This window comes from Flexistipes sp., from assembly GCF_036172515.1.
GTDB lineage: Bacteria > Chrysiogenota > Deferribacteres > Deferribacterales > Flexistipitaceae > Flexistipes.
Window position 1 is genome coordinate 104,182 of record NZ_JAXKVW010000004.1, and the last position, 25,672, is coordinate 129,853.

Sequence of the window (25,672 nt, forward strand, 5' to 3'; positions counted from 1 at the left end):
GGAATAAATAAGAGAGGGTAGTGTTATGATAGAGTTTTTTTTAGGTATCTTCATTATTTTATTTGCTAGTTTGCTTGGATTATTGTCGGGTAAAAAAAATAACTCAAGTTCATCCTCTGAGTACGCTTCAAACGATGAAGAGTATATGGACCCTATTACTAAAGGTCGCTTTGAAAAACTCCAGAGAGAAAACGCAAAGTTGAGAGAAAAAGCTGGTTATACAAGACATAGCAGTGCTGTTGACACTGCTGCAAAAATTTATGTGTTTAAGTTTAAAGCTGCTATTATTGCAGGAATTATCATACCTATATTATTGTATATTATCGAATTTTTATAAAAATAAGCCCTCTAAAAGAGGGCTTATTTCTTGTTTATTTAATTTCTTATAATTTTGGACTAAAAGTCAACTCAAAGTCCAAGTTTCCAAGGCACATTGTTTGTTTGATACTGACTCAAAGGATTTTTATTAGTACGAGAGTTAACTTCTAAATATCTTTGATGGTTTGGATTATTTTCGTCAAGACTTTGTCCAGGCAAACTTTCTTTAGTTTTATCGACTGTATTGCTCGGAGTTATTTTAAGCCCATCAAAACCATTTTCTTTAAAACGATTAATTTCACTTTTAATATCATTTTGGAGTTGTTGCACATCCTGTTTGAAATCATGCGTTGCCACAAATTTAGCAGCATTCTTCACATGATCACCAACTCCATCACTAATAGTAGCACCAATTGAATTCCCTGACATAAAACTCAAATCACCTCGACTACCCCCAGCAAGTGAGGCACCGATTCTTCCCATGCCAGTAAGTTTTAATTCTTCAGCAGCTTGGCTTGGTGTTATTTCTCCACTTCTAACTCTATCGTATAAGTTACCCGCATACCCACTAATAGCAGTGAGTTCTGGGTCAGAACCTCGCAAGGCTGCCTCGCTCATACCAAGTACTCTTGCCATGTCCTGTATCAATGCATTCTTTCCTTCATTGTATTCCATCTGGAATATTTCTTCATTGGCCATGATTCCACCAAGTCTTTCAGCACTCAAGCCACGCTCTTCTGCTACTTCTGCAAAAGCTTTCTCTGCTTCAAATCTCTGCCCATATTTCATATTGAGAGCTTCCATAGCCTTATTTGGATCATCCTCAAAAGTATCCCAGAATTGCTGTGCTTCTGATTTATCCATGTAAGTGGACATAGCAGCGAATCGTTGAATACCTTGCTCTGCCTCAGGGCTGTCTATTTTGCCGTCACCATCAGTATCCCAACCTTCAATTTGTCCTGCAAGTTTGCTTTCTGCAAGTATGCCGGCACTGTATTTAGCTCTTTCAATATTATCGTAGCTTCCCCATTTATCAAGCATAGCATCGGCTCTTGCTTGAGTTTCGGCAGCGTTAGCTGAACCTATATTAATAGCATCTGAATAATCTTTAGAAGCATATTCGGCACTTGTTTCAAGTGCTTGTCTAAGACCACCAGATGACTGCATACTCGCCATCAACATTGCTTGTGCACTGGGGTTATCAAATTCCTCTGCTCCCTGCATAAAACCGAGTGATTCAGTATTACTCCTTGTCTGATTAAAGGTAGCAATATCGTTCTTCATTTCCTGTATCATATCAGAATCCACTTTGCCGTCTTGATTAGCGTCATATTTTGAAATTTGGCTATTAAGCATATCTCCCATTCGATCATATTTTGCAGCTAAATCAACATTGCCTTGATTAGCTGCCTCAGCTTCATATGTAGATAATGTATTTCTTGCTTCATACATAGCACCTAAAGTTTTTTGCGGGCTTTCAAGCTCTGCTGTCATATTGGCGACATTACCCATTGACCTTGCCTGAGCGGCAGGTAATACACCGCCCCACATGCCACCACCTGAACTCATTTCTTTCATTGTCATTTCCTGAGAAGTCAAATCCTGCATACGTTGTGCTTGGCTTACTTCAGACTGCCAATTAAAAAACTGTTGTTGTCCCTGCGAACCTGTATATCCCATTTTACCCATGGCTCTTGTTGTAGCCCAGGCTTGTGAGGACTCCTGCATGTATTGTTGTCCGAAACCTGCTTGCCTATTCATCTGCATACCGATGCGGTCGATGCCACTTTCATTCCATTTTACCATTTGTTCAGACATTGCCCCTTGTCGCTGAATTTGCTCCATTCCTTGCGGACTTGCTCCCTGAGCTGCCGCACCATATGCACTTAGAGCTATTCCATGAGCCAATGCTCCTGTGGCCCAACGTCCGCCCATGAGAACAACAGTAGCCAAAGCGGGCATACTGAGCATCAAATATCCCGCAACTGCAATGTAGCTGTCTATAAAATCGGTATAATAAGCAAAATTGCCTATTGTTAATCCCTGATTGCTAATTCCTGCCATTTGGTTTGCAATCTGATTTTGCCAGATTCCTGCCATGACAAGCACATAATTTATAATAGATAATATAGGATTCCAAAGCTGTATCCATATTAACGATTGAAAATAATTTGAAACAAGTTTCCACCCATTAGGCAGAATAAAAAATAGAAGTATTATGGGTAATACGCCTATCATTAAAACTTCCATAACATTCTTAAAGATTGGCATAACCTGCATCCCGAATCTTGCTAAAATATTGCCTTTCTGCTGATACTGTTCGATGCCCATCTCTGCTATAAACTGATTATAAGCATCCCTGTCGTTTGCAAAAGTACCGTTGGCAAGTCCTTTTACCGTTGTTTTTATCAAAGCTGATTGCACCATTGCGTTGTAAGTGTCGTAACTTTTGTTTGTAAAAAATGCGAGTGACTGTGACAGAGAATCCATATATGGGTTGAGTTTTGTTTCTGAATAAAGGTTGCCAATTAAATTATTAGTATGTTCTGTTATTCTTGTTTCAAGATATACTGGAAAATACATCGAACAAGTTGTTGATGTGCCGCCAATGTTTACAGGTACATCATACCTCGATCTGAAACCTTCCGGGAACAACTCGTTTTTCATAAGATTATCGTTGTTCATAAGTTTTTTCATTTCATAGTTTTTAAGTCCCATAGCGTCCCAAACTAAACATTTGCTTACATATTCATTAATATCAGATTTTAACTCGGCATCTTTAAGCTCAAAAGAACTTAAACTTTTCATAGATTTAAAAGGACCCGCAAAACCCACTTTGCTAAAGCTCAGTTCTGCAGGAATGGCGTTGTTTTTGCCAAAAAGAACCTCAGTCGTAGGTACACTGAAGGCTGTGTCAGTGAAATCTGTTATAAAGTGCCCGAATCCGGAAATAAGTTCTCCTACAATAGCATATCCGTATGGCACATCATCCACAACATAGGTTTGATCCAATGTTACATCTTCAATAACAAGCGTAGTTCTGTCCCAAAAGAAAAATGTTAGAATGAAAATAGAGAGAAACATATATTTTAAAAACTCAAAACGTCTTGAAAAAACACTCATATAGACAGAAGCTGCAAAGCTTAATACAAAGATTACTTCTACAGCTCTGGCAAAACTTGAGCTGTTAAACATCATGGCTATCGCATTAAAAGCTCCGTGTATCATGGGTGCATTGCCGTAAGTGTAATAAATACTTTCAGCAAAAACCGGCACAGGTAATATGATAAACAAAGCTAATACTAACTTTTTCACAAGACACCTCCATTTAAGGCAGAATGCCTCAGCAATAATGCTATTAAAGTAGTGGCAAACAACATTGTTGAGAAAAAGATTAATTGTGTGGTAATTGCTTTGAATTTACTGGATAATTTCAAACAAATTCCTGCTATAATCATGCATATAGATAGCAAACAGAGTTGCTGAGTATATTCGTATGTAATTAAATAAAAAATAAACAGTAAATTTGTAAAAACACCAAAAACCGTAATTGACAATGTTTTGAAAGCAATTTTAGTTTTACCAGTTATCTTTCCACTGTTATTATTCTTTTCCAGTTTTTTAAGCGGTATATTTATAATTACTATACAAGCAATTAAATAAATTCCTGCTAGAGCATATCCTAAGTATTGCATTATTCCCCCCTATTTACTCATTCCAGACAAACTGCCACCAAGATTGATTGTCCCCATATTAGCGATGATGTTTTTACCTTTTAGTATCGACATACCGGCTAATTGTTGAGAAAGAGATATTTCTTTAATAAACCTCTCTCTCGCCTCTCTAAAAACCTTATTAATATCCACGCTTGCTTTGCGGTATGTTGCATAAAAATCTTCAATTTCATCTGTAAGTCTTGAAGGTACTTCTTTTGATGACAATAAAATCGGTTTACTTTTGTGGATAGCATTGTTTACGTATGACAGCATATATTCTAACATCCAGTATGAGTAATATTCGGAAATAGCCTGTAAATCTGCTAATATCGGCTTATTTTGACGGTATTGAGTAGTAAGGTAAAGAATCATATCCGTAAAATTGGGCATAACTGGGGCATTAATATATTGCTGTTCCATTGTGGTAAGCCCCTCACCATCTGCAAGATGCTCAATTGCAGAATATAGGGTATCATATATTTCCTCTCTGAAGCCGTTTATATGAATTGTTGTTGGAGCTAACGCAGTACAGGATGTGCTTAAAATACCCAAAGCGGCACAATGAGCTGAGCAACTATATGTGTCAATTTCACCTCCATTCACAAAAGCTTCTATGATGTCACTTGTTTTTGTTGACATTGCGGGCGTATAAACACGATGGATTATATTTACTTCTTCGGGGTTATCGGGGCTACAGTCACCTGATTTATCAGTTTGAGGAAACCACTCGATTGTTCCAAATATGCCCATTGCAGCTTTTATTGTTTCATCATCCATAATACCTAAATCAGCAAGTGCATCATAAACAAGATTGCCTCTTGAGCTTCTTGCAAATTTACTTGGGCTGTCCCAAATATCAGCTTGAGCTTCCATTGTAGTACCAGCAGAACCGCTTGCTACTGCTTCCGACTTCTGTTTAGACTGAAAACTTTCTCTTATGGCTCCTCCAAGTGAAGCTCCAAGATTTTTGCCAATTTGACATGCATTACCTTGCAACTGTTGTAACCAACGAGTATATTTCTGTATTTTTTCAAAAACGTTTGAAACTGTGGGAAGAGAATAGGCTAATCCTATCAAAAGACCCCAAGCTAATGAAGTCCCACCCTGTTCAAGTAAATTTTGTATCATATCCAAGTTAAGAACAGAGATAAGACCAGCATTAAAATCCAAACCTGAACATGAAATACGAAGCGACGGTGGCTGAAATGTCATAATTGGAGGTGTAGATGTGTCTATTCTCATACTCATTGAGCCGCCGGAATATATATTTCTACCTCCGGCTTCAAAAGCTCCTGGCATTTGTATATTTGACATAACATTCATTTCATCAAGAAAACCTTCCATATCACTTTCTATACCTGCGTTTGCAACTCCTATAAAAGGTGAAGAAGGAATGGAGGTTACAGATAGAACAACAATAATCATAAAAATTGAAACAATTTTATTGAACATAGCTCAAACCCCCTGCAAGACCTTGTATATTCAAATTGCTTGGACTTTTTATCTGCTGTGGCATAACACCTCGTTTATTCAGCACTTTGTTTAATACAAGCGTATCCTCAGCTCTCCAAAGGTTAATAAATTTTTCTTTGGTAATAAGATTATGTTTGAGCAGAAATGCTCTTAAATTTAATTCTATTTGAGAGGTTGGAGTATATCCTTTTGCGATAACCTGCATATCATTCTCCTTTGAATAAAAAGCGGCAATAGTAGGTACAGATGTGATTTCATATTTAAAAAAGACTCCGGGGGATACTTTTGTTTTGAAAGGCAAGCCTTTGATTACGTATTTTGGCGACGACACAACTCCCAATACGTTGAAATCATATTTTTTAATAAAATTATTGAGTGGCCTGATCTCAGCTTCGCAAAATTCGCATCCTTTTTTGTAGAAAAAGAATATACCGACTTCATCAGCAACAGAATTAAAAACTTTTTTATAAACTTCATCTTCTTTTCTGCTGGCAATAGCAGAGCCTACAGGCTGTTCAGGCATACCTTCCAATCGGTAGACTTTATCTCCATGATCCAAATAAGCATTTCTTAAACTTCTGGATATTCTACCGTTATGTTCAAAATATTTTGCTTGCCATGCAAGCCATTTTACAGCATTTTCTTCAGTAGGGTTTCTCAGCCAGTTTGCCAAAACCGGTATTCTTTTTGCTTCTTCTGTTAGCGGAAACTTAAAGTTCTTAACGGAAGTGTTGTATTGTTTTTTTGAAGCATTTTGAGTTTTTTTCTTTTTTGATTCTGGTGGTTTTATTTGTTTCATCGTTGTTTTGGGCTCGGGTTTCTTTTCTTGTTTTGTTTCATGTTTTTTTTCTTTTATTGGTTCTTCATACCAATGCCACCCTGATGTTGGATCATTGGCAAAAACTTGTGTGGTAACAAACAAGATAAGTGCTAAAATCATAGGGATACGCATAAGACAAACCTCATCAAAAAATTATTTTCCAGTTTTAATGGTAAGAAATTTTTGATAAAAAATTGTGGTATTTATCGGAAATTGAATTTTTTTTTAATAGCACTAATAATTGATTTTTATTGACAAGCGTGAAATATTAAGTATTACATAAATCCGAATTAAACTATTAGCGGGAGACACCCGCAGGTGAATATTGGGGAGACCCCCCATAGTAATTAAAAGAGGAGCTTTTTAGCTCCTCTTATTATATTTGCCCCTCCAGCTCTTTTAAAACTTGCCCTACTAATTGGTTTCCGGATGCATTATAGATTTGCTCAACAAGGTATGAGAGTTTGCTGTCGCCGTAAATTATATACTTATAATCACATTTTGTAGGGTAGGTAGTACATTTTGCATAAACAAGAGCGGGTACTCTCTTTACCTTCAAATCCTTAAAAAAGAACGGGTCCATTCTGACAGGTATATTATCAATCTTTGCTTTTTTTACTTGTTTTCTCATGTATTTTTTCAAATCCGCTGAAGTTTTGCCGATAAAGCCTCGCACACATCCTGTAAACTTGATTGATTTAATTTTTTTGGCATCTTTAAAAATGCTCCGCAAGGTACTTGCCGGCATACTGTCTGAATATAAATATACAAGCTGTGGCTGTTTTTTTCGCCCATTCTTTTTATACTCATTTTGGAATCTTTTCATTTGTTTCAAGACGTTTTCCATATCATATTTAATTTCCGGTTGGGGATAATCGTATTGTCCTGCAATAACTAGGCTTACTGAAACTAATATAAAAACTATAATTAGAAATTTTCTCACTATATACCTCCTTCTACTTATTATCAGGGTCTTGAGGATGAGCTCCCTGGGCATCCATTTGACTTGTGAAATCATTGTAATAATTTTCTATTCTACTTTTTATCGTGCTATCAATTTTATTGGTTCTTGAGTCAATTTTAGACTTTATATCTGCTTCTATTTCTGAAAAATCCATTTTGCTAAAATCAAGTTCATTCAAATCATCTACAGTTAAGCCGTTGCATCCACTGCTCCAGCTTTTGCCTAACTGTTGATAAGCCTGCTCAACAATAACTCTGGCGAGCTTAGAGTCGTAACAGCAGTATTTTCTCGTATGCTCTATACAGATTTCATCAAAACCAAGATCAATCTCATTGGTGCAATCTGTCTCAAGATAATGGCACAAGCCTTTTTCGTTCATTTCATAAGCTTTTTGCTGTTCAGGCTTTTTCTTAAAACAAAGGAATCCGCCTTCACCTTCGCAGTTGTCACAATAAACTCCGGCATATCCGTTCACAAAATAACCGTATGAACAATATTGATATTCACCACTCCAGATCGAATTGATATCATCCAACATCCCTAATATTCCTAAAGATTCTGCAAATCCGGTCATGTTATCATTTCTCATTTGCACATTAGGCAGAGATATTGCTTGGTCTTGGCAAATAATTTCTTCTTTGTAGTCAACGCATTTATTTTCGGTGACTTTCTGCTCACACTCATAATAAAATTCCGCTTTGGAGCATACTGCTTTGGTTTCATCAACAATATCTTTTTGCCAATAGCGGCACAAAGGCTCTCCCTGCCCAGTACAGCTATCATCTATGTTTGAAGTATCGTAGTTTTCATAGCAGTTATAAGTCCTTTGCGTACCTGTCTTCAATTCAAAAAAAGCATACCCCTCCCCTCCGTCAGCCACTGAAATCCTTATCTTAAGAACATTCACACCATTTTTTAAGTAGGGAAGAATGTCAACATTTGGGTTAACTGTCCAACTTGTAGAAGGGTCCCAACATCCATTAGGGTTTTCTGGTGGAAATTGTCCTTGAACACTACTATATGTGCCATCATAAACCAAATTGTTGTTAACATATATTTCAATGAAATCATCCCATTTGGCAGTAGTAAGTTTTGCAGAGATGATCCTATCTATATCTGTTATTTCAATTTTGTATTCTCTTTCATATATACTGCACCATCCTGACCAGTAATTATCTCCTATTTTACCTAAAGTAACTATTACTTTACCGCCTCCCCCTGTGCTTAAGTTGCCTGTTCCACCTATCATATTAATAGGTGGAGATGAGCTGGATTGTATAGCCACACACCTCTCGTCATTTGCATAAACATTACAGCCATTATTTTCTACAATACAGGTCTCTGAAGTATAATCTCTTGTAAGAGTGTAAGATTGTTCAACAGTCTCGGTAATTGTAGTTTCTTGCCTTTCAAGGCAAGTTTTTTTACTTTGACAAAGTGTTTCTGAACCGTCTGGACATACCATTTTGTATTGTTTATCTTGGCAATTTCTAACATCTGTGCTTTCACACTGATATTTTTCTATTTTAACATCATAAAGCCTATCTTTATCTGTCAGATTGGCAATTTTATTAGGGTCATCCGTGCATATAGCACCACCGGTTCCAGGGTTATATATCCATACACAATCAGTTGATAAAACATCAGGCTCATTTCCATACTCCGTTGTTCCTAAATCATCTACTCTTGTGCATCTGGGATTTTTTGCTAAATCAGCACATTCGTTGACATAACACTTTGAAGGTCTTTCACCATTGGATAGTCTTTCAGCACAAGAAGGGGCTTGTCTGGGACTATAATACTTTTGACAAGTAACACCACCACCTTGCAGTGTCATAGCTGAGCCACCAGCAAAATGCCCGTACTCAAATTTTTGAACAGTCATAGTACCTTGTTGTCCATACTGTGCACAGTCTCTTTGCTCAACATTTCCTGTATTTCTAAGATCATACCCGGAAGGGCAGGTATCTATATAATGTCCGGGATAACATCCTGAGCCTCTTTCGCATGTACCTACAACACTAATAGGGTCGTTGCACTTAATAACAACATTGCAATGTTCCTGATTAATCATTTCCATAATATTAGAAAGATCACAACCGGCTGAATATTGCTTAACCTTTCTTGTATATTTTTTACATACATCATATTTCCACTCAACGCAGTCATCGTCTATCGAATGTACGCAAACATCTCCATGTTCAATGCACTGCCATTCGTCATTTGCATAGACATTAGCTCCTGCAACAAAAAATAATATTAGAGCATATACAATATATTTCATAACTTAACCTCTTATTAGTTAATTGCTTCCGAGCTGATATTATAAGAACAGTCTTTGTATACATGATTTTGTATGTTTATCTTTAACCAACCACCTGCTTGATTATCAAAATCATCACGATATCTGATACGCTCATCCTTAATTTCTATACCCGTATCTCCTGCTGCCGCTAAACCACCATTCTTAAATGAAATCCAACCACTATAATCAGCACCGTCATAAACCCTTATTTTCTCATTGCTTATTTGAATACCGTCATTTGAACCGCTTCTACCTGAACCTGTTAAACTAACCCAAGAACCTGTGCCGTAATCATCGTCGTAAAATCTTATTTTTCCGTCTTGAATCTGAATACCATCAAGACCCTCTCCGCTTAGGATTTCTGATTTACCATTACTGAAATCATAAGTTATGTCCTCTTCTTCTTTGCATTCATATGTTTTTTCCTGTTCGTAGAGCTGTACCGTGCATGAGTCTGTTAGTTCCGTTCCATAGTCCATAAATCTGTTTGCACTTTCCTGATCTTTAGCATCCTGATAATTAGCTTTATTTTCATCATACTGGGGAGCAGTGTTTTTAATTTCATTGATTTTATTTTCGCTTTTATAGCTTTCACTGTCATTGTGAAAATCATTGTATAAACTATCATATTGCCCACTATGTACAGTGCTTGTTATAAATATGTCTAATAACAAGAAGGTTAAAATTATCAGTTTTTTCTTTCTTTTTATAATAGACAGCATACTCTTTTCCTCCATAAGACATGAACGTAATCCTCATAGCCCGGAGATTTTGCAAAAGCTTCAAAAACGGGTGGTATAGTACCTATTGCATATGCATTTCGTGTTACAGGACATGCGGGCTGTAGCCAGTATTGAGTCTTTATTATCCTGGGAAAAGGCATAGGCTGGCATATTGAATCAGGTATTTCAGACAAGCCAACTGTTTCACCGGGACTAGTAGCCCACAATAAAAAAGCATTGTGCATTTTATCAATTATTCTTGTTGCTATAAGATTAGATTGCACTATGTCGTTCTGCTTTTGTTCCTGAACATTGCCACTATCTGGAAATATACCGCCCCAACAGCCTGCACACCAAAACATTAGGTTAAGAGGTTTTTGAAATGTAGAAGCTGCACAATCTGCCAAACATGCTGACTGAGCAATAGGGTTGGCAAATAATAGTTTCTCCGGCTGTATGAAGTGATTTAATTCATCATATGTCCAAGTCGGGTCAACTTCGGACAAATAACCGAAGTCAATAGAGGTGGGATCAGCCTGCATACATAGAACATCAGATAATATATTTAAGACCCAGAACACCGGATACCATACAAAATGCGAATTTACTGAACTTCCACTGTCGCCCATCTGACTTCCAACCTTATAAAGGCCTGAAGCCATACCTAAATCAATATTAAACGAAGGGAAGAAAAAAGGCTTCTGAGTTGTTTCAATTAACGCTATTGGCTCTGCATATTGTATCTTTAAGCCTACTCTTGGTACAGGATCACCACAAGCACAAATACCTAAAAATCTAAACTCCCTAACAAACATACTCCAATCAACATTTGAGATAGGGTTAAACATAGGCACACATCCGGCGGAATGGGATTTACGAGGCATGGAAATAAAAACAGATAAAATAATTGCAATTATGATAATTTTCTTACTCTTGTGCATTTTTCTCCCCCTTTAAACCGTACTCCCGAACCTTTAAAATCTTGCCGGATTGATATGCCAATGCCGGTACACATTTTATATTCATTTTTTCAATTATTCTTTTGTTGGGTTTACCTGCTGGGATAGGTATATTTAGTGATTTTGCTTTTTGATAATACCTCTGCAGATTTCCACTTACAGCCAATGGCTGTATGGGTTTATCAGAGGAAGCTAATAATTTTTTATAGAGCCGAATTTGTGTTGAATTATCCACATCGAGAAAGAAATACTTTCTTTTAAAACTGATATAATCGAATGGGTTTACAACAGTACCTTTTGAATAAAGAATGTTTCCGTTTGAATCGGTTATGTTGTGATCGAGGATATAGGTAGGATCAACGGTTTTAGTTTTATTTTCAGTGCAATTGCGTATATCAAAATCTTTAACTTGCATTTTCTTTGCAAGTTTTTTGCTGAGGGTATGCTCATTTATACTGGGTACTTTATTTTTCTGAGAACGGATTCTATCCATCAGCCAAGTATAAAAATTGTTTTCTATAATTGGATATGTTTTCCCATGAGTTCCTAAGTTTACAACTCCGCCTGCTGATGTATAGGCATTGAATGCTACCAAGGTTATCAAAATCACCATAAGGACAGTCCGCATAAATCACTCCTCTAAAAACTCATATCCTCTGTCTACCATTCTTTTCCTAAGTTCCGGCGTTAAGTCGACGAAGCCTTTGCTTATAACTGCACCTTTTTCAAGCAAAACAACTCCATACTTCTTAGACATACCGTCAACGATTTCCTGCATGTCATTTAGATAATTTTTTAACTCGTTTTTAGAGATGCTTGTTTGCTTGTTTTGCTTTAGCGATTCAACTGAATTAAGCCTAAACTCCTGAATGAGAGCGGTAGTGTTAACCGTTGCGATGTTTTGATGAATGTCCTTTTTGAAATAAAACATACGATATTGGGTGATGCCGACTGCAACGATTAGAGCTGAAGCGATCACAGCGAAAATATAAAAAGTTATTCCAACCCCTTTCTTGTTACTGTCTTTGCTGCTATTTTTTTTACCGTTTTCCGACGGTTTTGATTTGATATTTTCTTCCGCCATTTCTGCCTCCTTCAAAGTTTTGTTCATGTTAGAAAATAATAATAAAACAGAGAAGAAATTGTGGTATTTGAATGAAAAACCACATTTATTTTGTCTTTAAATGCTATCTTATGAGTAAAATGGCATTGAGGTGATAGTGTGATTGAATACGAAAAAGACAGATTAAAAGCTTTGCTTGATGACTTATTCGACAAGTTCGAAGAAGTGAAAAAAGAAATGGAGCATAAGGTTAAAAATCAAAAAAAGTATTATGAAAGAAACTCAATTTATATGACACTAAAGCATTGTTATAATGACGACTGTATTTTTTGTCCTCACTCATATGAGTGGAAAATCTCCTATAAGCTTAATACGAAAGAAGGCAAAAAATGGTATGGTAAAAGAATCGGACGCAGAATTACTCATAAAGTTTTAAAACAATATGGTAAAGATAATATGTATCCTATGTTGAAAGAATTAGAAAATGAAATGCGTGAATTGCAAGAGAAAAGAGATTTTTATGCAAAAAAAATTCAAAAAATTAGGCGGATATATAGAGAAAGTCAAAAAGTGTGGGATTAATAAGTCATATCAATTAGGGCTCATATGTAAGTATCCAAATATAGATTCTAATGTATTTTCTATTAATTTCACAAATATGTCTTTTATATTAGAAGCACACATAGAGGCAACTTTTATAAAAAGCCAGAAAAAATATATTTTTATGGCAATGGGTGAAATTGGAAGTAATAAAAAACAAAGTGATTGTGAAAATTTGAATAATCGCTAATGGATATTTATGATAATTATCCAACTCATTACAGGAATATTATAAGGGAATGAAATATCCAGTGGCAAACAGGCGTTTTGTTTAAATATGTCTTTCACCACTTGTAGATAACTGCCTATATATTTTTATATTCTGCTATAATTTTTTATGATTTTCCGGTCATATTCTGATGAGTTATAAAGTCAAATTAATGTGTTGAACTTAATTTGTTGGATTTAATGAAACGGTTGTATGCAAATGATAAGCATCTATATGTTGAGCATATGTATCGGATTTATTGAGACAGATATATATATCTGATAATAAACATATTTACTTCTCATTTCCTTTGTGATGCAAGATAGTCCTTTTGAGTATACTGACCTACCTTTTTGTCTAAAACTCAAAAATTAGAGGTAATTTTTGCTGAATAAGAGGATAAATAATATCCACCAGAATCTTCCGGAGGTATTGTATTGATAAATTCACCTGCTTATTGTACAAATTCATCAATCAAAATTAAGGTACGTATTAATGCGGGAAAAACGTAACAAGAAAAAGAGAACAGATACATCCCTGAATAAAGTATCCATACTGATGGACAGCTATAAAGGCAGGGATAATGACAAGTTTGACGGTGCCTATCCTGAGAAGCAGGATATTTTTAAGACTGTATCCACAGAGAATAATAAAAATCTTTTTAATAAGTGCGTGGAATTCGATTTTGAATATCTGCTGTCCCGGAAATTTTTATTAGGCAGTCAGCATCTTGAGAATGTCCTTGTCCAATCTGTTCTGGGCAGGGCATTAAACGGTCACGGCTGGTTTATCGATGATGACGGGATACCTTTAAAATTTAAGGATGCCACTTTTGACAAGGTCTGCACTGTTCTTGAAAGGATGTACCCTCATCTTAACAATCTGGATGTCCGCAGATTCCGGAATCGTGAAATCGAAAAATTAACCAATCATATTTTTGCATATATAGATCAGGATAATATCCCTCTGTATACGGATACAGGGGGATTGTTTGGCGTAAAATTTCTTGAAGGCAAATCCGCAGAAACACTCCCCTTTTTAAAAGGTATGGTTCTGGCAGGCTATATGGACAGCTACGGATACCGGAGAAAGACCATAGGTCGGTATAAAAAGGATTTCGGCGGTAATGATCTCAATATAGGTGGCGGCAGTATTTATGTGGTAAACAGGCGGCAATTCAAGGACATTAATCTCGGGGATACGGGCAGAGGTGAGTTTACATCCGCAAACATACGATATCTTATTGAGTTGGGTGTTATAAAAAAAGAAAGCAGATTATACAAATACCCGAAATATGACCAGGCGTTTTTCAGACTGAGGGATGGCGAGGGAGTATCCGATGATCTTGCCATGATGTATATATGCAGTAAATACGGTTTTGACGGGATGCTTGGTGCATTTGCAATGGATGCGGTGGATACATATGATAAATTTTTGATGGAATTCAGACCGGGCGGCATGGACGGCTATTTAGCGGATAGTCTGCAGAAGTATTTTATTCAGGAAAAGGGTGCGCCCCTTGTATCCAATGATGAAATAATGGAATTGATATATTTTGCGTGCAAGCTGAATGTACCATCTGTAAATCTGAGTTCTTCCCACAGACGCTTTGTGCAGGTGGAAAACGGTGCTGTCAAGCCGACACTTCTTATGCACAGGGATTTTTTAAAGGGCAGGGAGATGCCGGAATTTAAACTGGGATTTAACAGGGTGAACAGCCGTAATTTTTATAACGATACCGCTGACCGGTTTTCATTTATATCGCAAGTTGATTAGTTTATTGGTGTATTTGTGTATTTGTGTATTGGTTGAGTGGGAATACAGCGTCGAACCTTGAACTCATAAGGCGGGTTTTGATTTTCAAACAGACATTGTTTCCGGGCGGGGCTGAAGCCCCGCTTCCGGGAAGTGTATCAAGAAAGCCTATTAAGAAGAAAAGTGCTAAAGAATTATTTTAAAAATAATATCTTTTATTATAGTATCTTGGCGGCCCTCTTATTTGTGGTAAGATATAGTCTCCATTTTTAGGTGTTATTATTTCCTCTAATTTATTCCACATTAAATCTGAATTATCTCCTCCATATTCTTTTTTTTCTGTATTGCCATTGTTATAACCATAAGTGTAGTCGTAATTTATTACGTTCATAGTTATGTTCCAACTTGCCCAAAGTTTTCTCATATAGTCGTCGCCGGAATTTCCGAGTTGGTTGATTTTGGGGAGTATAATGTTTTTGATCATGGCCTCTCGGCCGTTGATATCTTTTGACTGGTATTCTTTTGCGAGTTTCTCGCCTATCTCTTTCTGTTTTACTCTTTTTTCATAATATCCTAATTTATCGTAATCAGTTATTTTGTCTTCATATTTGAAAGATGTGAATAATCCTTTTAAAAAGTGTAATTCCATCTCTTTACATTGTTTAAAAGTAGCTCCTTTTGTTTTACCTCTCTTATTTTTTATCCAATATGTACCAAAGTCTTCCATACCTCTTGCAAAATAATATACTGATGGGCTTAGCTCGTCAAATCTCTCATCTTTTTGTAGGTCGTTTAAATTATAGTGCATATCTGCACCACCAGTTTTTTTATTTATTAGTCCAAAAGTTAGCCAAAACCCAGGTTCTCTCATTTGGACATCAGAAGCAAGATGTTCTAATCCATTTATTTGTCTTAAATCAGCATCGTAACTTTGGTGTTTTTTGAATGCTTTTATTATATATTTGTTTCCTTCTCTGTTGAGCATTTCCCATATGCCCGGAGGTAGATTCTGATCTTTCATTCTGTTTCTGTCCCATTCAGAATAACCAAATTTAGGTGTTCCATCTGGTGTTACAAAGTTATAATCTAATGTTGTAGGATAAACTCCTTTTTGGTTTTTACTTAAAGCATCTCCCAGAGAAGCGGCATTGGATAATAAGGGTGAAAGGACTGCAAATATGCCCGCAGCAGCAGCTGTTTTGAGGATATGTCTTCTGGTGAGTGTTTTTTCTGTATTCTTAACGGAATTGCAGGCTGTACCTGAAATATCAGGCGGATCACGGCCGGAACCACCGGATGCTGAAATATTTTTCACCGGTTTCACTGCAAACCCGAGGTAGGGTATTATTTCAGAACCGCCTTCACCAATCAGTTCGGGATTATCTATTATAAACTGCATCTCCTCACGGGTGATTACGGATCTGCTGTATAATTCCTCAGCTTTGGCCTTTATTTCGGATAGTTCTTTTATTCCTCTGAAATGTTCCCTTATACTGCGTTTTACACTGTTGATTGAATGTTTGTCCGTTTTTGATATTTTATTAGGGATATCACGGATTGATTTTGCCACGAGTGACATATTAAACAGCTGATGATTCCATCCGCTTGGCATAGGCAGTACCCTCCGGGTTATTTATCTTATTTTAGCATACTGTTTTACCATTTCAAGAAAGATTTCAGACTTTTTTGAAAGATATATAATTAATAATATGGGAAAAAAGATGGAATATAGGGAGGTGGGAGGGATCGAACCCGATTCTCCACATTTTATATACATAAACGAGACTTTTGAATAACTCTATTTGTCATGCTGTAACATCCGCCCATGGAGGGTAAATTTGCCATAGGCAATCATTTATTTCAGCATCTCGTATCATCAATAAGTTATGAGACCCTGTAGCACCAACCTAATAGGTTGGTAAATATGTTGTATACACAAATTGATTGACTTCGTCTATCACCAGGCTTTCAGGCTGGTAAATATGTTGTAAAACATTCAATTTAGCTATTTACATAGCTGCTAATCGGTCTTTGATCGATGCTAGTGGAACACATTAAACAAGTTCAGGGTGACAATATACCAATTATTCAAAAGTCTCTATACCCTAATACCACAAAAATGGGTCGTCTTACTTCCTATACTTCCACTCATGAAGATGGGTTCCCACAAAGCAATTAACGGTTCACTTTCAGTATTTCTCGGTTTTGATATAGCCGGTATAGCCTTAACGGTACTCGGTGGAATATTACCTGATTTGCTGGACAGGATAATAGCCGGAAATAACGAGTGGACATTTCTCAGAGTACATCGGACAATTACGCATTGGTGGCTATTGTGGGCTGTAATCTTGTTTCTGTGCTATAGTCAGGTATTTCCTGTTATTTTCCAAATAAACACATCTGAGATCATCTGGTATCTTTCATTCGGCAGTTTGCTCCATATCGCTTTTGACAGCTTCACAAAAAGCGGAGTGCCTTTTCTCAATCCTTTCAAACAATCAATAGGTTTTCACTTGTTCTTAGTAGGTTCAGCTGCAGAATATGCACTTGTTGCCATATTGTCTGCAACCTTCTTATATTTTGGGGTAGGGCGATGAGATTAATTGTATTGGTATTTCTTCTGCTTTTTGCAAACATAGCCCATGCGGAAGCAAGGAAGTCAGAGCCTTCTTTAAGTAGTAAAATTGATTCCTGCATATCCGATGCGGCTTACAAATATAACATAGCTCCTGAAATAATCAGGGCGATAATAGAGACTGAGAGTAACGGTAATCCTTTCGCAATAAATGTATCCGGTAAAAGTTACTATCCTGAAAGCCCTGAGAAAGCTCTTAAAATCATTAACAAAAATAAGTCAGAGAGCTTTGATGTAGGGATTATGCAGATTAATAAATGGTGGTTTGACAGGTTTAATTACGATTATTCTTACGGACTCGACCCCTGTTTCAACGTACATCTGGGAAGTTGGATTTTGGCTTATGAGATCAGCCGTCACGGATACAATTGGGAAGCAATCGGGCGTTATCACTCACATACTGAAAAATATAAAAGAAAATATATAAATAAGATTACCGGTTTGTTGGCAAGCAAAACCAAGTGATGAAAAAACAAACCGTCACCCGGTTTATTGTCGGGTGACGAATAATTTGACACTCCACACGGCTAAAGCCGTGGGATTCTTGGGGGCACTCCCGTACCCGGGAGTTCTGCCTTGCGGCACCAAGCGAGCCCCCGTGTGTCCCACGGGTAATTAACAACCGCCCTGAACAGCCTTGAGCAGTTGATTATTTTTCATATAGAACAAATAAGATTTACAATAATTATCGGCTTTCCTGCCTATGACAGTAATTCCAGAATAAGAATCAACATACACTAAACTTCCTGTATCCTGAACTTGTTTCATGAAAGAGTCTTGTTTATTTCTTAAGTTATCAGGCAATAGAACCGGCAAGTTAGTATTCTGTAATCTTTTTACTCGTCCGTTACATTTTAGGTAATTTTTTATCTCTGCAGTATCGTTACTATATTTGTATGTTTTTACAATAGAGATATTCTCACAATTGCCATTTTGCCTTATCCAGTATATATCAAGCACATAATTCGGATTGTCCATAACAGCATGTGGAGTCCTGAAATTTACAGTAGTAACAAGCTGTGATGAACTTCCGTTAATATTAGTATTTACAGAAGAGTCCATTTTCTTGGCGAGCTTTTCTTTAAGCATTGCTTTTAGCCCTTGTTCAGACAGTGAGTTTTGCATATCATGGCCCATGTTAGTTTTGTCTGCATTTTTTTGCTTAACATTAGTCAAAGTTCCTCTTCTGATTACAATTTTATATGGTCTTTCGTATGCGAGTTTTGTGTACTTGAATTTAAAATAAAAAGGTGTGTCTGGAGAGTTGCACTGATAATTTACAGTGTTTGAAATTTTCTTTCCAAACTCTGCAAACATATTTACTCTGCTATTTGTAATAGGCTTCAAATAACCGTCATGGTATGAACAGAAAGCGTTTAAATCCGAAATAATTCCATAATCACGAACAGGGTCTACAACTGAACGGTCAGGGTCATATGTAAATGTTTGTTCATATGAGCCATCATCAAGTTTTTTCAAACCACCTAAGCCAATCTTATCATGTGATAAAGCAATTCCATTACCCAATGCAGTCATCATGCTAAATTTACTGTCTAACAGCTCTGTCAAGGTAATATCTTCTTTGCCAGAAACAAATGTATTATACTGCATATAAGACATTTGAGGTTTTTCGGGTTTTTCAGTTATGATAACAGTGAAACCTAATGGGTAATACTCACCATTTGGGTCAAGCCTACGCATCAAAGAGAAACTCTGTGCAACAGTAAAATTATTAACTTCATTGATACATCTGAAATAATTAGATTTAGCGTTAGCTTTTGATTCTTTGATAGACTTTTGATTTGTAAAGGAATCAATAACAACAGTTTCTTCAATAGCAGAACCGTTCAAATCTTCGCATATTTGCAGCAATTTAGAGTTAAGCTTGTCAACTAAATGCCCGCCAACCGGAACAAGAAAGGTTCTTTCATCTACATTGTAAATGTGTATGGGGTGTTCAGCATACAAATATCTAATGCTATTCAGTGACGCTACTTTTCCCCTAATTGTGGTGTTATCAATCTGGTGATTCTTCTTTGTCTCACCACTTAAGACTGCCAAATGAGTTCCTGAAGTGTAGGCACAACCCACAAAAAGCAAAGCAACCGCCACCAAAAAAACTCTTTTCATAAAACTAACCTCCTATAAAGTATTTAAGGATTAAAATAGATTAAAAAGGGTAAAATTCGTAGCATTTAGCAAGAAAGAAATATTGATTTTCTACACCACCTCCTTACTCCTTAGTCTTTCAAAATTTCCTGCATTTCTTCAATACTGACTTCAAGCATTTCAGCTCCCCTGCTGAGAGATATTTTGTCATTTTCCACAGCCTCTCTCACAAGGCGGCTGAAACGATCCTCATAAAAGTCAAATCGTTGCATACCAAAGGGTTCGGCACCTGATATACTTTCCGGTTCTTCTTTAAAAGGGAGTTTGCGGTTATAACGTTTCTGAAAAGCAAAATTAAATTTTTTCCATATAGAATTATCAGCTTTTCCATGCTCTATAAGTCTTGAAAGAATAGCTTTATAACTAACACGAAAAATACGCTTGATTTTTAAAACCCGGTCCACAAAGTGTAAACCTAAAGCCTCTTTCCATTCTTTCAAAAACCCTTTATCCGGCATAAGAAAATGGCTGGCAAACATATTGGCTTCTTTTTCCTCTTTCTCATCATCTTTTACCAAATTAACGTCATATGCATCAGGATGCAGTATAAGGTGACCAACTTCATGCGCGGCACTAAAAATCCATCTTTCTACAGAAATCCTATCCCATACGTTAACCACGACAGCAGGACCACCATCATCCTCACCAATCGAGAGACCAAAAAAACTATCTGATGACAATGGAATAGGGAAGACTTTTACGCCTGCATCCTCCAGTAAGCCGCAGATATCATGGATTGGTTCAGTATCTTTAAGTCCCAGTTTCTTTCTGCAAAGTTGTGCAGCTTCAACAGGAGAGATTTGTGAATATTCATTTCTTATGGAGTTAAGTGAAAACTGTTTCTTTTTACTTAAAGTTTTTTCCAAGTAATTGAAGTCGTCAATTCGCCTTGCAATATAGGAAAGAATATTTTCACGATTTTGCATACGTTTTGCTGAACGAAATCTGACAGTAGTTAGCTCCCTCGCAGGCTGGAAAAGCTCGTGAAGTTTTACTCCAAGAGCCTTGGCTATTGCCTGTAAAGTAGCTACTCTTGGCTCACTTTTTTTATTTTCAAGGTTTTTGATCGCCGGTAAAGAAATACCGGCTATCTCAGCTAAATCCTGCTGACTCAACCGTTTGGCATTCCTCAGTTGTTTAACATTTTTAGAGAGTTCATGTATATTCATGGCTACCCCCTTTCTTTTAATTAAATATACTATATTACAATATATTGTCAAATGGTATATATATGTAGGATATTATTGAAGTAGGAAATTATAACTGTGAAGTTAGAAGCCAACGACTTTAGTCGTGGGAAGTTCATTGCTCACTTTCTTTTTTTTACCGTTTACTACCTTCTTTTTCACTAAAAAAGGTCTTGCCACCTCTAAGTAACTCTAACATAAAATAAAAAAAGTTTAGATTTGGCTCTTTGCTTCTAAACCTTAAGGAGAGCAAATCTTTGAGCTCATCATCTGTTACAGGTGGATCAATGGATTTATCTTCAAAAACTTCTAAAACTAACTCTCTGTGTGGCTGTGGTGCGACAATATCTTCAATATCGACATTTAATAACTGAGCAATTTTGCTTAAATATTCCAAAGAGGGGTTAGCTTCACCATTTTCAATTTTTGATATGTACGATCTGTTTAAACCTATTTTTTTCCCGATATACTCTTGTTTCAAACCTCGAATATTCCTCCAGAACCTAAGATTACTTCCAATAATTGATTTGTACTCATTGGTCTTGATATCAGACATATAACAATCCTCTATACACTATAACATATTATTTGGGTATTTTTATCTTATAATACTTATTATATTAAAATAAACAAGCAATAATGAGCACATGAGTATGTGAATAGGTAACTTGTTAATAATAAACTATATAAGATTAGTGTAGATTAATAATTTAGCCAATTTGTTAATTATAATTCACAAAAATGGTTGAAATTATATATTGAAAACAATATATTTGTATATTAATGGAACACATTCTATTAGGTAAATAATCGACCCGATAAGAATAATGTGATTTTAAAAAGATAGTTCAGATCAAATGTCAGAGGTGTGACATTGAGATGTCACAGGGGTGACAGAGCTCTTGTTTAACAATGCTTTATGAGTCTCACTGTTTTGCACCGATAACAGAATAAATGTTTACGTGAATTAACTTTTATCAGAAGCTTAAAAAACCACATTTGCTATAACAGCATAAAGATAGAAATACTAATCACTGAATAGTTTAAAAAATTGTACTCGAAAAAATTGACGCTTATCTGGATGTAAAAGTGACGGAAAACAAAAATTTTGGAGAAATGAATGTCCGAAGTAACTTTAGATGCAACAGATAAGGTTTTGGAAATAACTAAACTAAACCTTGATGGCAACATAATACCTCACAATTGGTATTCACAAATAACCAGACCAAACGGCAAGCCGGATATAAACGCAATCATAATACTTGCAGAAATATTGTACTGGTATCGTGGAACAGCGGTAAAAGAAGAAACTACTGGCAAGTTTACTGGGTACAAGAAGAAATTTAAAGATGATATGCTGCAACGTTCATACAAGTCTTTTGAAATTCAATTTGGATTTTCAAAAAAACAAATCCGAACAGCTTTGATTCAGTTAGAAAACTTGGGTTTAATAAAAAGGGTTTTCAAAAACATAGAACTTGAGAACAAATCTATCATAACTAACGTAATGTATATTGATATTAATCCCAAAAGAATTGAAGAGATTACTATTAACTTAAAAGAAAGCACCTCTTTCCCTGAAAGTAAACAGGTCTTTCCCGAAAAATCGGCTCAGGTAAATACCTATTTCCCTAAAAGTAAAGAGGTAGTTACAAAAAAGGAAAGAGGGTGTTTCCCTAAAAGTAAAGAGGGTATTTCCCTAAAAGGAAATACATATACAGAGACTATTATTACGGAGACTACAAATACAGAGAATACTACAGGCGGTGCAAAAAAAGATTTTGCACCTGAGGATGATTTAAAAGCAACCGCTGAGAAGATCTATGAGCAATATGCAAACTATAACAAGGAAAGTGATAAACGCAGGAATAAAGAGCGAGCAATACAAAATATATCAAAACTTCTAAACGAATATTCTGAGCAAGAGCTGAAAGCTGCCGCAAAGAACTATTCAGAATACAGGACAACTAAGCATATTCATGAACATCGCTATATTAAAGACCCTTCAAATTTTTATGGCCAAAGAAAAGACAACCGTTATTTTGAAGATTTTTTGCCAGATAGATACCAGCATATAAAAGTAAAAGAAAATAGGCGTGAGCGTATTAAGCACACAGCAGATTTATCATGCAAATACTGCAATGGAACCGGCAAAGTAAGTTATGAAAGATACATCGAAAAGGAAGATATTTACGTTAATTACGCCTGTAACTGTATCTGCGTTAACCATAGTGAAGCTGTACCTGATATAGAAAAAATAGGGCTTAAAGAAGAAATAGATTCCGGTGAAATGATTTTAGACGTTGATAGGACTTATAGGAGATCTGAAAGGTTGAAGCTTGTAATTACTGGAGAAAGAAAGTGAGAATATCAATCCGGGGAAAAAAGATTATAAATGCCACAATAGATCGGACAAATACGTCGGATAATGTAATTATAGATGATTTTTTTGAAGACCAATAAATTAGGAGGGCTGGCATATGAGCGATTTGGACAGAAATCTTTATAATGTTATTTGCGAATATCTCAATAGTACAGATTGGGATAAAATAGGAGAAGAGAGAGCCTGGAATATAGAAAGGGTTACGGAACACACGGGCTATAGCAAAAAATATCTTTACAATCTGATAAATGCTGGGCGTCTGAAATATCATAAAAAACATGGGATGGTATATATACCTTACCCAGAGGTGAAAAAGTTAATAATTCAGTCAAAAAAGATTGCTTGAGCAAAATTATAATATAGAAATGGCATAAAAGTATGCCACTTCACATTTTGTGAAATGGTATAAAAGTATGCCAAATGTTAAGCATAAAGCACCAGCCTCAAAGGCAGGTAAACAAGTGAAACACATCAAAAAGGAGGTTTTATAGTGCAATTGATAGAAATTGAAAAGCTGTCGGAGCACAAAGAAAACAAAGACTATTTTGATGATATAATAGGGGTAGAATTTGAAGAGTTGAAAGATAGTATCGCAGAACTGGGAATCATCGATCCATTAACTGTGAAAGAAACCGGAAAAAATAAATATACAATAATTTCCGGCAACCAGCGGTTCAGAGCTGCAAAAGAACTTGGCTTAAAAGAACTGCCATGCATTGTAAAAAAGTTTAGAAATAAAGAAGAAGAATATCTTTGCATGGTGGACGCCAATATCCGCAGAAGGCAATTAACTACATCCCAAAAGGCGAAAGCTTTATATATGCTCTATAAAAAAACTTCCGGTAAAAATAAAAAAGAGAAAGTAAAAAAGATAAGCAGGGTGTCTGAGTATGGGCAAAATAATACAGCCTCTCTTATCAGTATCGAGGAAAAAATGATTCCGGAATTAAAACCAATAATCGATAAGGGTAATGTAAGCATCAAGAAAGCAGGCAGTATTGCCAGTGCTTCACCAGAGATACAATATTTTATTTATGAACAACTGAAAGATGTAGCTGCAGAAGATGTGAAAGACGAACTCAAAAGGTTATACGAGGAAAAAGATGCATTATCTAAAAAAGCAAAAAAGGCAGAAAAGAAATATTATGATCTGAAAAACGAAATGGCAAGATTAACTGTAAGAGGTAATTCACCCCTGTCAGAAAGTGACGCCGGCTTAAAAGATATTGCCCTGGACATTGCCAAAATAAATGCATCGATACTTGATCTTGTAAAAAAGTGCAAACAGTACAATATGTCATTAAAAGAATTGAAAATGGCTGATTATAAAGAAGTGGAGTGCAATCTGTTTGATAATTATTATCCTCCTGCAGCTCCTTTATTTCGATTAATTGATAAGGAAGATTTGCAGGAATTTATAGAAAACTCTAAAGATGCGGAAAAAGTAGAAGAAATGTATAAAGAGCAAGTTTTAAATTTTCTGGAGTAAAAATGTATAAATACTGTGATGATATAAAAAGGCTTATCGATATGGGGTTAAATCCTGAGTATATCTCAGAACTGTCAAACTGTAGAGTGCAGTATTTAAGGAAAAATTATCAGTACAGTAAAAAAGTCTGTGTAAAAATAAATTTAGGCAAACGCAAGCCAAGTATTAAGGATGTCACTATTGCTCATAAACTCCTTAAAAGGGGACATTCAATAACATCAGTTTTGAGTAAATTTGCAGGAAGATACGATGTTAACTATATTTACGAATCGCTAAAAGATAAATTCGGTTATTCACCAGAGCCTGATATAGAAACTCAGTTTTTTGAAGACTGTGTTATGCTGCTGAAATCCGGCCTTAGCCTGAGAAACTGTGCTAAATTGTTTGAAGAAGCAAATGAGGGTTTTACACCAGATCATTCCAGCTTAAGAAAAAGACTCATAAAAGTAGGTAAATACGTATGCCCCGAAGATTATACTTCTGATAAGAGGTTGATGGGGAGAAAAGAAAAAATCTTATGCTTAAAAATTATAAAAAAATACAATTTAGCACCTACACTTGAAGATTTTATCAGCCTTTACTTTAAATATTTTACAGAGTTTAAGCCCAACGATGTCTTTAAAATCCTGATTAATTCCGCCCAGTTAGAAGTAAGAAAATGCAACATCTGTCTCAAAGAAATTATAGCTGAGAGATATGAGAGAGTATGCAAATCTTGTAAAAGAAAAAACAAATACAAAGAAGCTGTCTAATTTGGTTTCTTTATTAATCTTAATTTGTTTTCTAAGAAAAAATGATCGGTCGTTTTTAATTCAATATATTTAATAAACCAGCATTTTTCGCATTTAAGCATAAGTGTGACTTTTCCTTTTTCATGTTTTTCTTTAGTTGCGAGCATTTCTTCTC

General features: G+C 35.9%; 23 protein-coding genes. 9 read left to right on the plus strand and 14 right to left on the minus strand.

The genetic code is table 11. From position 1 onward, the window contains the following. The first annotated feature begins 25 nt into the window (after positions 1 to 25). Positions 26 to 337 carry a hypothetical protein gene (locus tag UMU13_RS04615; protein ID WP_328217440.1) on the plus strand — a complete coding sequence of 104 codons (312 nt, stop codon included), beginning with the start codon at positions 26 to 28 and terminating at the stop codon, positions 335 to 337. A 71-nt stretch (positions 338 to 408) separates the two neighbouring features. On the opposite strand, the gene UMU13_RS04620 is transcribed toward UMU13_RS04615, so the two are convergent. The 10 genes from UMU13_RS04620 to UMU13_RS04665 form a co-directional block, all read right to left on the minus strand. Then, positions 409 to 3,633, minus strand: a complete 3,225-nt coding sequence (locus tag UMU13_RS04620) for a conjugal transfer protein TraG N-terminal domain-containing protein (RefSeq protein WP_328217441.1) — start codon at positions 3,631 to 3,633, stop codon at positions 409 to 411. After that, positions 3,630 to 4,013 (minus strand): hypothetical protein, encoded by a 384-nt coding sequence (locus tag UMU13_RS04625; protein WP_328217442.1) that lies wholly within the window; start codon positions 4,011 to 4,013, stop codon positions 3,630 to 3,632. Before UMU13_RS04625 ends, UMU13_RS04620 begins: the two co-directional genes overlap by 4 nt. Positions 4,014 to 4,022: 9 nt before the next feature. After that, positions 4,023 to 5,486 (minus strand): conjugal transfer protein TraH, encoded by a 1,464-nt coding sequence (locus UMU13_RS04630; RefSeq protein WP_328217444.1) that lies wholly within the window; start codon positions 5,484 to 5,486, stop codon positions 4,023 to 4,025. After that, on the minus strand, positions 5,476 to 6,459 hold the full coding sequence (gene traF, locus UMU13_RS04635; protein ID WP_328217446.1) for a conjugal transfer protein TraF: 984 nt from the start codon (positions 6,457 to 6,459) through the stop codon (positions 5,476 to 5,478). The genes UMU13_RS04630 and traF overlap by 11 nt, the downstream gene beginning before the upstream one ends. A 244-nt stretch (positions 6,460 to 6,703) precedes the next feature. After that, positions 6,704 to 7,270, minus strand: a complete 567-nt coding sequence (locus UMU13_RS04640) for a TrbC family F-type conjugative pilus assembly protein (RefSeq protein WP_328217447.1) — start codon at positions 7,268 to 7,270, stop codon at positions 6,704 to 6,706. Between the two features lie 13 nt (positions 7,271 to 7,283). Then, positions 7,284 to 9,575, minus strand: a complete 2,292-nt coding sequence (traN, locus tag UMU13_RS04645) for a conjugal transfer protein TraN (protein ID WP_328217448.1) — start codon at positions 9,573 to 9,575, stop codon at positions 7,284 to 7,286. A gap of 14 nt (positions 9,576 to 9,589) precedes the next feature. Beyond that, positions 9,590 to 10,318, minus strand: coding sequence for a hypothetical protein (locus UMU13_RS04650; RefSeq protein WP_328217450.1), 729 nt, complete (start codon positions 10,316 to 10,318; stop codon positions 9,590 to 9,592). Next, positions 10,303 to 11,259 carry a TraU family protein gene (locus UMU13_RS04655; RefSeq protein WP_328217451.1) on the minus strand — a complete coding sequence of 319 codons (957 nt, stop codon included), beginning with the start codon at positions 11,257 to 11,259 and terminating at the stop codon, positions 10,303 to 10,305. The genes UMU13_RS04650 and UMU13_RS04655 overlap by 16 nt, the downstream gene beginning before the upstream one ends. After that, positions 11,246 to 11,905, minus strand: a complete 660-nt coding sequence (locus tag UMU13_RS04660; protein ID WP_328217452.1) for a hypothetical protein — start codon at positions 11,903 to 11,905, stop codon at positions 11,246 to 11,248. The genes UMU13_RS04655 and UMU13_RS04660 overlap by 14 nt, the downstream gene beginning before the upstream one ends. A gap of 3 nt (positions 11,906 to 11,908) precedes the next feature. Then, entirely contained in the window at positions 11,909 to 12,361 is a 453-nt protein-coding gene (locus UMU13_RS04665; RefSeq protein WP_328217453.1) for a TrbI F-type domain-containing protein, read from the minus strand. 138 nt (positions 12,362 to 12,499) lie between these two features. Here UMU13_RS04665 and UMU13_RS04670 point away from each other — a divergent pair, with 138 nt between their 5' ends. Next, positions 12,500 to 12,922, plus strand: a complete 423-nt coding sequence (locus tag UMU13_RS04670; protein ID WP_328217454.1) for a hypothetical protein — start codon at positions 12,500 to 12,502, stop codon at positions 12,920 to 12,922. 721 nt (positions 12,923 to 13,643) lie between these two features. Next, positions 13,644 to 14,924 (plus strand): hypothetical protein, encoded by a 1,281-nt coding sequence (locus UMU13_RS04675; RefSeq protein ID WP_328217455.1) that lies wholly within the window; start codon positions 13,644 to 13,646, stop codon positions 14,922 to 14,924. A gap of 178 nt (positions 14,925 to 15,102) precedes the next feature. On the opposite strand, the gene UMU13_RS04680 is transcribed toward UMU13_RS04675, so the two are convergent. Beyond that, a complete protein-coding gene (locus UMU13_RS04680) occupies positions 15,103 to 16,482 on the minus strand; it encodes a hypothetical protein (RefSeq protein WP_328217457.1) in 1,380 nt (459 codons plus the stop codon). A gap of 577 nt (positions 16,483 to 17,059) precedes the next feature. Between UMU13_RS04680 and UMU13_RS04685 the strand changes: the two genes are divergently transcribed. Further along, positions 17,060 to 17,500 (plus strand): metal-dependent hydrolase, encoded by a 441-nt coding sequence (locus UMU13_RS04685; protein WP_328217458.1) that lies wholly within the window; start codon positions 17,060 to 17,062, stop codon positions 17,498 to 17,500. Further along, on the plus strand, positions 17,497 to 18,003 hold the full coding sequence (locus UMU13_RS04690) for a lytic transglycosylase domain-containing protein (RefSeq protein ID WP_328217459.1): 507 nt from the start codon (positions 17,497 to 17,499) through the stop codon (positions 18,001 to 18,003). The genes UMU13_RS04685 and UMU13_RS04690 overlap by 4 nt, the downstream gene beginning before the upstream one ends. Positions 18,004 to 18,153: 150 nt before the next feature. On the opposite strand, the gene UMU13_RS04695 is transcribed toward UMU13_RS04690, so the two are convergent. The 3 genes from UMU13_RS04695 to UMU13_RS04705 all read right to left on the minus strand — a co-directional run bounded on the left by UMU13_RS04695 (position 18,154) and on the right by UMU13_RS04705 (position 21,450). Continuing rightward, on the minus strand, positions 18,154 to 19,668 hold the full coding sequence (locus UMU13_RS04695) for a hypothetical protein (protein ID WP_328217460.1): 1,515 nt from the start codon (positions 19,666 to 19,668) through the stop codon (positions 18,154 to 18,156). A 110-nt stretch (positions 19,669 to 19,778) separates the two neighbouring features. Further along, positions 19,779 to 20,876 (minus strand): helix-turn-helix domain-containing protein, encoded by a 1,098-nt coding sequence (locus UMU13_RS04700; protein WP_328217461.1) that lies wholly within the window; start codon positions 20,874 to 20,876, stop codon positions 19,779 to 19,781. Positions 20,877 to 21,030: 154 nt separating this feature from the next. Then, positions 21,031 to 21,450: a helix-turn-helix domain-containing protein gene (locus tag UMU13_RS04705; protein WP_328217462.1), complete on the minus strand. Its 420-nt coding sequence runs from the start codon at positions 21,448 to 21,450 to the stop codon at positions 21,031 to 21,033. A 564-nt stretch (positions 21,451 to 22,014) separates the two neighbouring features. Here UMU13_RS04705 and UMU13_RS04710 point away from each other — a divergent pair. The 4 genes from UMU13_RS04710 (at position 22,015) to UMU13_RS04725 (ending at position 25,518) form a co-directional block, all read left to right on the plus strand. Beyond that, positions 22,015 to 23,259, plus strand: coding sequence for a hypothetical protein (locus tag UMU13_RS04710; RefSeq protein ID WP_328217463.1), 1,245 nt, complete (start codon positions 22,015 to 22,017; stop codon positions 23,257 to 23,259). Positions 23,260 to 23,374: 115 nt separating this feature from the next. After that, a complete protein-coding gene (locus UMU13_RS04715; protein WP_328217464.1) occupies positions 23,375 to 23,623 on the plus strand; it encodes a hypothetical protein in 249 nt (82 codons plus the stop codon). Between the two features lie 144 nt (positions 23,624 to 23,767). Then, positions 23,768 to 24,766, plus strand: coding sequence for a ParB/RepB/Spo0J family partition protein (locus UMU13_RS04720; protein WP_328217465.1), 999 nt, complete (start codon positions 23,768 to 23,770; stop codon positions 24,764 to 24,766). A gap of 2 nt (positions 24,767 to 24,768) precedes the next feature. Further along, the gene (locus UMU13_RS04725; RefSeq protein ID WP_328217466.1) at positions 24,769 to 25,518 is read left to right on the plus strand and encodes a hypothetical protein; all 750 of its coding nucleotides are present in this window, start codon (positions 24,769 to 24,771) and stop codon (positions 25,516 to 25,518) included. Positions 25,519 to 25,672: the final 154 nt, after the last annotated feature.

Excerpts from the sequence above, each read along its gene's own strand:
- UMU13_RS04615 (WP_328217440.1), top strand. The coding sequence starts at position 26 with ATGATAGAGTTTTTTTTAGGTATCTTCATTATTTTATTTGCTAGTTTG.
- UMU13_RS04625 (WP_328217442.1), bottom strand. The coding sequence starts at position 4,013 with ATGCAATACTTAGGATATGCTCTAGCAGGAATTTATTTAATTGCTTGT.
- UMU13_RS04630 (WP_328217444.1), bottom strand. The coding sequence starts at position 5,486 with ATGTTCAATAAAATTGTTTCAATTTTTATGATTATTGTTGTTCTATCT.
- traF (WP_328217446.1), bottom strand. The coding sequence starts at position 6,459 with ATGCGTATCCCTATGATTTTAGCACTTATCTTGTTTGTTACCACACAA.
- traN (WP_328217448.1), bottom strand. The coding sequence starts at position 9,575 with ATGAAATATATTGTATATGCTCTAATATTATTTTTTGTTGCAGGAGCT.
- UMU13_RS04650 (WP_328217450.1), bottom strand. The coding sequence starts at position 10,318 with ATGCTGTCTATTATAAAAAGAAAGAAAAAACTGATAATTTTAACCTTC.
- UMU13_RS04655 (WP_328217451.1), bottom strand. The coding sequence starts at position 11,259 with ATGCACAAGAGTAAGAAAATTATCATAATTGCAATTATTTTATCTGTT.
- UMU13_RS04660 (WP_328217452.1), bottom strand. The coding sequence starts at position 11,905 with ATGCGGACTGTCCTTATGGTGATTTTGATAACCTTGGTAGCATTCAAT.
- UMU13_RS04665 (WP_328217453.1), bottom strand. The coding sequence starts at position 12,361 with ATGGCGGAAGAAAATATCAAATCAAAACCGTCGGAAAACGGTAAAAAA.
- UMU13_RS04675 (WP_328217455.1), top strand. The coding sequence starts at position 13,644 with ATGCGGGAAAAACGTAACAAGAAAAAGAGAACAGATACATCCCTGAAT.
- UMU13_RS04680 (WP_328217457.1), bottom strand. The coding sequence starts at position 16,482 with ATGTCACTCGTGGCAAAATCAATCCGTGATATCCCTAATAAAATATCA.
- UMU13_RS04685 (WP_328217458.1), top strand. The coding sequence starts at position 17,060 with ATGGGTTCCCACAAAGCAATTAACGGTTCACTTTCAGTATTTCTCGGT.
- UMU13_RS04690 (WP_328217459.1), top strand. The coding sequence starts at position 17,497 with ATGAGATTAATTGTATTGGTATTTCTTCTGCTTTTTGCAAACATAGCC.
- UMU13_RS04695 (WP_328217460.1), bottom strand. The coding sequence starts at position 19,668 with ATGAAAAGAGTTTTTTTGGTGGCGGTTGCTTTGCTTTTTGTGGGTTGT.
- UMU13_RS04700 (WP_328217461.1), bottom strand. The coding sequence starts at position 20,876 with ATGAATATACATGAACTCTCTAAAAATGTTAAACAACTGAGGAATGCC.
- UMU13_RS04705 (WP_328217462.1), bottom strand. The coding sequence starts at position 21,450 with ATGTCTGATATCAAGACCAATGAGTACAAATCAATTATTGGAAGTAAT.
- UMU13_RS04710 (WP_328217463.1), top strand. The coding sequence starts at position 22,015 with ATGTCCGAAGTAACTTTAGATGCAACAGATAAGGTTTTGGAAATAACT.
- UMU13_RS04715 (WP_328217464.1), top strand. The coding sequence starts at position 23,375 with ATGAGCGATTTGGACAGAAATCTTTATAATGTTATTTGCGAATATCTC.
- UMU13_RS04725 (WP_328217466.1), top strand. The coding sequence starts at position 24,769 with ATGTATAAATACTGTGATGATATAAAAAGGCTTATCGATATGGGGTTA.